Genomic DNA, 6,900 nt, shown 5'->3' on the forward strand with positions numbered 1-6,900 from the left:
TCGGCGTGTAGTCATCATTTAACATGACAACCTGATACATCGAAGGCTGTTTAAACGCTGGCTTAGCAGGAGCGACAAGCAGATCATCTTCATGACCTGGATCATTTTGCGTTCCTTGAGCTAATACTAGTAGAGAATCTTTAGTTTTACTCATAGTTTGATACGAATTTTTACATTTCTCTTTATTTGGGGGTAGATACGTATTTTGCAACAACTGAGCTTATAAAGAAATCGCATAAAGAAAAACATGAGCAAAACTATCGAAAGAATTACGGCCAGGCATCATATCTTTCGCCCAAATCGCTTGACAGCATTAAGAAAATATTTGACAGTAGCGACTTGATGCGCTTTGCATCGGAATACAAATAAAAATAAAACTTCAGGTGTTTGAACTTTTACATGCCCAAGAACCCAAAAAGGCAGTCTGACATCCTTGAATTCTTTATTCAGGATTGCCAAGACACATAGTTCGAACGCAGGAGACACGGGAGTCGATAATGCCTCAAGGTACAGTAAAGTGGTTCAATAATGCAAAAGGCTATGGGTTCATCATCGAAGACGGTGATAATGAAGATCTTTTTGCTCATTTTTCTTCAATTCAAATGGAAGGCTATAAAACCCTTAAAGCAGGGCAGCCGGTCAACTTTGAAAAGCAGCCAGGCGACAAAGGTTTTCACGCTGTAAATATTACGGCAGTTGAAACGGTTCAACCAAGCTCCGCTGCACATGACGTAGACCATGACGAGTTTATTTCTGTTGAAGAAGCAAATGGTTCTGAGTTTCAGCCTAGCCATCAAGCACCATTGAACACGGAAACAAAAACATCAACAGAGCAAGAAGCCAAAGCAGTTTCAGCTTGAAACTGAGAGCCTGCCCTTCCTCTAGAGATAGCAGGCCTTTAGCCATTTACTCTTAACCCGATTTTATACAAAACCGGGTAAATCACTTGCCATTTATATGGCAGACTTTTTCCTGTCCGCGTATTATGTGGCCATGCCTACTATTTTCCTATTCAACAAGCCTTATCACACACTATCTCAGTTTACTGATAATGAGGGCCGCTCAACGCTTTCAAACTTTATTAAAACCCCCAAAATATACCCCGCCGGCAGACTGGACTACGACTCAGAAGGACTATTGATCTTAACTGGCGATGGGCAAATGCAAGCTCGAATTGCCGACCCGAAACACAAGCTCCCCAAGACCTATTGGGCACAGGTAGAAGGGGAGATTAGCGATGAAGCCCTTAACAAATTGCGTAATGGGGTAACACTTAAAGATGGGCTAACACGTCCAGCTATTGCCGAACGAATTAAAGAGCCCTGCTTGTGGCCGAGAACCCCACCAATAAGGCAGCGCGCAAATGCTCCAACATCCTGGCTGGCATTAACGATCACCGAAGGAAAAAACCGCCAAGTGCGACGAATGACTGCTGAAGTCGGCTTCCCAACACTCCGCCTGATTCGCGCAGCAATTGGCCCCTGGTCTATCGACAACCTACAACCAGGCGAACATAAAAGCCTGGAAGTTCACCTACCTAAGCAACGAGAAAATAAAAAACATTCTTCTCGTAATAAAGGACGCACCCATTCAAGCAAAAAGAAGCATCCACACAGAAAAAAACCTAGTTAGCACCAGTGCGATACGGCACATAAATAAACTAAACACCACTTCAAAGCTAATTTGCTAAGCATATAGGCAAGATTTTTGGCTTATAAAAATTTAGGTGCTATCATTCGAGCCATAATAAGCAATAATAAATCATAGACTTACTAACCACGCTTTTTCTAACGAGTCGACTAAATCGCTCACCAAGAAATAGTATAAAAAGACTTTCATTATTAATGGAGAGCCCATCATGGCAATTGAATTACCAGCACTTCCCTATGCAATTGACGCACTAGCGCCACATATTTCTCAAGAAACTCTAGAGTTTCACCATGGCAAGCACCATAAAACTTACGTTGATAAGTTGAATGCTGCGATCCCTGGAACCGAGTTTGAAGGCAAGTCCCTTGAAGACATCATCAAATCTTCAAGCGGCCCAGTATTTAACAATGCAGCCCAGATCTGGAACCACACTTTCTACTGGAATTGCCTAAGCCCAAATGGCGGCGGCGAGCCAACTGGCGCAGTAGCCGAGGCTATCAATGCAGCATTTGGATCTTTCGCTGACTTCCAAGCTCAGTTCAACGACAAAGCTGTTAACAACTTTGGCTCTAGCTGGACTTGGTTAGTTAAGAATGCAGATGGTTCTTTGGAAATTGTTAACACTAGCAACGCTGGAACGCCGATGACTGAAGGCCAGACTGCCTTGCTAACTGTTGACCTATGGGAACACGCTTACTACATCGACTTCCGTAATGTTCGTCCGAACTACCTGACAGCGTTCTGGAAGCTGGTTAACTGGGAATTTGTTGCAGCAAACCTAGCAGCATAATTCTTCTGAACCTCCTTAGTGACTAAGGAGGTTCAATCTCCCAAGCCTTTAACCAAAGCTCTTAGCTTCATCCCACTTAATAGCAAAACGATAAAATAAGAAACGATTCCGACGACAACCAAAGCTAGCAACTTAGTTATTCGCTCCCAAACACTCATATCAAACCAAATTTCGGTTTCAACATTCATCCAGGAAACCGCCAACACCATCGCAACAACAGCAACAACTATCCGCAGCACAAATAAAGCCCAACCTTCGCTTCTATGATAAACATCACGCTTCACTAAGCCACTCAAAAGCCACAAAGCATTCATCCAAGACGAAAGCGCTGTCGCTAATGCCAAACCTGTATGTTGCAAAGGCCAGATCAGAATCAAATTGAAAACCATGTTGGCACACATCGCCCATATGCCAATCTTTACAGGCGTCTTCATATCTTGTCTTGAAAAGTACCCGGGAGCCAAGACCTTAATCAACATAAATGCCAAGAGCCCTAAGGCATAGGCACGTAAGCTCATTGCCGACATATAGACATCGCGTTGTTCTAATGCACCGTAATAAAATAGCGACGTCACCAAAGGTTCAGCAAGAACAATCAAAGCAACAGCTGCCGGAACGCCCATCAACAGAACTATCCGTATAGCCCAGTCCAGCGTGTCAGAAAAAGCTTTGTGAGACTGACTGCTATGCTTTCGAGACAAACTAGGTAAAATCACTGTCGCAATGGCAATACCGAAAATCCCCAAAGGCAACTCAGCTAAACGATCCGAATAATAAAGCCAAGAAACGCTTCCTGTTTGTAGAAATGACGCTAACACTGTATCGAGCAACAGATTAATCTGGCTTACAGAAACACCAAATAGTGCTGGAACCATCAGTATAAAAATACGTCGAACACCTTCATGACGATAATCCAGGCGTGGCCGAGGCATCAAGCCCATTTTTATCAAGAAGGGAAACTGAAAAAACAGCTGTATCAGGCCTGCAATAAAGACCCCCCATGCCAAGCCCATGACTGGCTCTGTAAATAACGGCGTTAACCAAAGCGCCGCTGATATGAGCACCAAGTTAAGCAAAACAGGTGTAAAAGCGGGTATCGCAAAGTAACCATAGCTATTCAATATTGAACCAGCAAAAGCGGTCAAAGAGATCAACAGCAAATAGGGAAAGGTTATCCTCAACATATCGCTGGCAAGGTTATATTTTTCTGTATCCTCAAGAAAACCCGGAGCAAACAAAGCCGTTAGCCATGGAGCGCCCATGACCGCTAAAGCCGTAATAAGTAGTAATACCAGCCCCAACACACCTGCAACCGAGTTAACCAACTGCCTGACCTCTCGCTCAGTGCGCTGACTACGGTATTCAGATAACACTGGGACAAAGGCCTGGGAAAAAGCACCTTCTGCAAATAGACGCCGAAAGAAATTTGGAATTTTAAAGGCTACAAAAAAGGCATCTGCCCCCGCCGAAGCACCAAACAGGTTTGCTACGACAACATCCCGCACCAAGCCGAAGACCCGGGACAACATAGTCATTACTCCAACAATACCGCTTGAGCGAAGCAAACCACTTGCCTGCTTTGCTTTAATATTGCTCGACACCCCCTCCTTTGGAGCATTTGTTTTATTCTCGTTTTCCATATGCACTCGTAAACCTATTCAGTATCAGCGCGAAGCATACTTGGCTTGATATCAAAAGCAAAGACGCCCTGCCCAGAAACATTTCTCTTTTCAAAGCATGGATAAAAGTTGAATCCGAGTATTTTCCTTCTATGCTTAATAAATTAGCCAATCACTCGTTTATATTACACAGGACTAAGACAATGGACGAACAAGATATTAATCGATTGATGCTGCACTACGAGCAGCTGTATCGGAAGTCGAATAGGGAGATTATTAATCCTGAAATCGAGGCACTTTCTACCAGCGATTTAAAACCCATCGTCAATATCGTGGCCCAGACCCGGGCAGCTTATTTAAAGTTCATGTATGAACTAGGAAAAAAATATGATGATCTTGATGACTCACCGAGTGCCGAGGAATTAAAAAAACTCAAAACCCTGCGCCTTCGCTTTGAAGAGCTTGCTGAAGGAGCAAAAGCTTTTGAGACATCAATTCAGAAGGGCTATCTAGATCTAAAGACTAATTAAGCGACACACTTACAGCTGGGGATTCAGCACCAGCTGTTGATTTTCTTGGTCAATTTTAAACTCAAAACGCTTGAGAATATCCATCCCCAAAAGCCCATCATAAGTAAAGTCAGATAAGGGCAAAACTCCCAAAGTAACATCCCCCATTGATAATCCTCCAAGCGAGACTTGACCCACCTGCACTTTGCTCCCTTTGACGGAGCCATTGGCGGTCTTGAGCAGCAGCTCATCTGCCTCATCTAAAAGGCTAGGCAAATATTCTTGAACAAACTCTGTCTTCACGACAGTCATTGAAGCACCCGTATCAATCATTAGCGACAAACTGTGCTCGTCATTAACAAGCAGCTCAAGCAAATAGTGCTCACCAATAGTTTGCAAGGGAACGATATACTGACTAGAACGGTCTCTAAGTTCAGCAATGGTATTTTCCAATAGCTGAACCTCCTCGCCATATTTAAGGTCATGCCTTGCTGACACAAGGCTTAGTTCAGCCTCATCCCACTCCTCAGAGACAATTAGCCAGTGAGCCAGGGATAAATAATAGGGGGTATACTCTGGCTGAAAACTCACCAACTGCCTAAAGCTCGCAATTAATAAATCATGCTCACCAGCTTTCTCCAGCGTTTGCTCCAGATGTTGCACAAAGTCTTGAACACCATTCAGGTAGGCATCTTCAAACTGAGAGTCCACCAGTAGACGCAAATCGTACAAGTAGACTATTGCGTCCTGAACATTACCTTGAGCAAGTTTTTGCTTGGCAACACTAAAAATGACCTGAAAGTCAGTCTCGGATAGCTGAGCCTTATTCTCAAGCTGATCGGCAAGAAGCTCGATATCGGTCATTTCGGTTTTTGTAGAAGTACTGTCAACAGAATCCAGGCTAGCCGGTTTCTTTAAATTCTGCTCCTTTGAGCGCAAGTTTTTTAGGCGCTGCTCATTTCGAAGCAAATCTCTCTGAGAGCTGGAAACTTGCTGATCGAGACCAGCAAACCAGAACTGCTGCGCTAGCCAACCCAAAGATACTCCAGCACAGAGCGCTAATAAGTAGCCTGACGTTCTATTCAAGATAAGCCCCCTTTCAGACCAGTGATAGCTCACTACACCACTCATGAAGACGCGGACTACCTATTCTGAACTTGAAATATTTTTCTTTGTCTATTCAGATGAACCCGTTGACTTTGGCGCAGTGTCAAATCGTTTAAAGACTGTTTCCGCCAACCTTGGAGTCTGACGTACCGAAACAGCACTATTATCATCACTCAAGGTATTAACAATAGCATACTTGGAATGACGACTAAGTAATTCCTGACCTGAAGCACCCTCTTCCTCCGAGACAGACACGTCATAAGAAAGGACATCCAGCAAGCCCTCAAACAACGGTTCAGCGCCACTCGCTTTCTGATAAAGCACTCCGCCAATAACCGTCTCAACAACATCATTCAATACGCCAAGCTCTGAGCCAAGAGAGCCATCGTTATCGTCAATTTCATACAAGGTAGGTGTCAGCAAGCGTCCTTCATCAAGAACCTGTTCATCAAGCGCTTCCTGATGCGAGGACGTCAATAGATATACTGTCTGCCTATCAGCCTCGTCACCACTCAGGTCAAGCATGCGCACCCATTTACCATCTTCATCGCTTGCCTCAGTACGAATTGAGCCTGAGTCAAGACTAGCATCAGCACATACTCTAGTTAATACCTGATTAGGAGTGCAAAACAGTGCTGTAGATTCAAATTCGGTAAAAGAAGAGAAACACGTACCCTCTGCCAGATCAGCCCCCGTACATCGGTCACTCCCACCACCTTCTTGGGAACCCAGGTCACACTCAACACGAAGGTAGTTTTTATAACACTCATTACTTCTCACCGCTCCTGGAATCAAAGCACTGATATATACGTTGTTATTTTCAACAAAGTGCTCCAGAGCATATAGATCTGATTCAGCACCAAACATAACATGCTCACGTACTGATTTTGGCGCTGACAAAGACTGCTTATAAAAATAACGAACAATCAGATCTTTTTCGAGCATTGATGCAGATAACAACAAGCTGTCTTCAAAAATACTCACTTCATACTTATTCAAGGAATCTGCCAAGTACTGCATATAACCAACGAACTGGGCATCGTTCTCTGTATTATTCAACTCCCCCAAGTGCTCAAAAAACTCGGCAGAACAAATATTTCTGCCAGACTGGCTCACATCATGTTCTTCTTGAGTCTCACACAAGTCTGCAACATCCTGCTCCAACTGACAGCCGAGATCGGCATCACAATCCGTTATAAACTGCCAGGAAGAAGCCGTGACATCA

7 protein-coding genes are annotated in these 6,900 nt (G+C 44.0%); 4 read left to right on the forward strand and 3 right to left on the reverse strand.

Annotated features, from left to right (window positions below):
• The first annotated feature begins 497 nt into the window (after positions 1–497).
• The 3 genes from A3766_RS32485 to A3766_RS07395 all read left to right on the forward strand — a co-directional run bounded on the left by A3766_RS32485 (position 498) and on the right by A3766_RS07395 (position 2,440).
• Positions 498–860, forward strand: a complete 363-nt coding sequence (locus tag A3766_RS32485) for a cold shock domain-containing protein (protein ID WP_082865482.1) — start codon at positions 498–500, stop codon at positions 858–860.
• Positions 861–993: 133 nt separating this feature from the next.
• Positions 994–1,632: a pseudouridine synthase gene (locus A3766_RS07390; RefSeq protein ID WP_068516250.1), complete on the forward strand. Its 639-nt coding sequence runs from the start codon at positions 994–996 to the stop codon at positions 1,630–1,632.
• 226 nt (positions 1,633–1,858) lie between these two features.
• Positions 1,859–2,440, forward strand: coding sequence for a superoxide dismutase (locus A3766_RS07395; protein WP_068515364.1), 582 nt, complete (start codon positions 1,859–1,861; stop codon positions 2,438–2,440).
• A gap of 32 nt (positions 2,441–2,472) precedes the next feature.
• On the opposite strand, the gene murJ is transcribed toward A3766_RS07395, so the two are convergent.
• A complete protein-coding gene (gene murJ, locus A3766_RS07400; RefSeq protein WP_082865483.1) occupies positions 2,473–4,080 on the reverse strand; it encodes a murein biosynthesis integral membrane protein MurJ in 1,608 nt (535 codons plus the stop codon).
• 182 nt (positions 4,081–4,262) lie between these two features.
• Between murJ and A3766_RS07405 the strand changes: the two genes are divergently transcribed.
• A complete protein-coding gene (locus tag A3766_RS07405; RefSeq protein ID WP_068554914.1) occupies positions 4,263–4,589 on the forward strand; it encodes a hypothetical protein in 327 nt (108 codons plus the stop codon).
• Between the two features lie 9 nt (positions 4,590–4,598).
• Here A3766_RS07405 and A3766_RS07410 read toward each other — a convergent pair whose 3' ends face one another.
• Together A3766_RS07410 and A3766_RS30650 are read right to left on the reverse strand one after the other, a co-directional pair.
• Positions 4,599–5,654, reverse strand: coding sequence for a TIGR02281 family clan AA aspartic protease (locus A3766_RS07410; RefSeq protein WP_197470141.1), 1,056 nt, complete (start codon positions 5,652–5,654; stop codon positions 4,599–4,601).
• Positions 5,655–5,744: 90 nt separating this feature from the next.
• The coding region (locus A3766_RS30650) for a hypothetical protein (protein WP_197479409.1) at positions 5,745–6,900 on the reverse strand (1,156 nt) is incomplete at its 5' end.

Source organism: Oleiphilus sp. HI0132 (assembly GCF_001635845.1).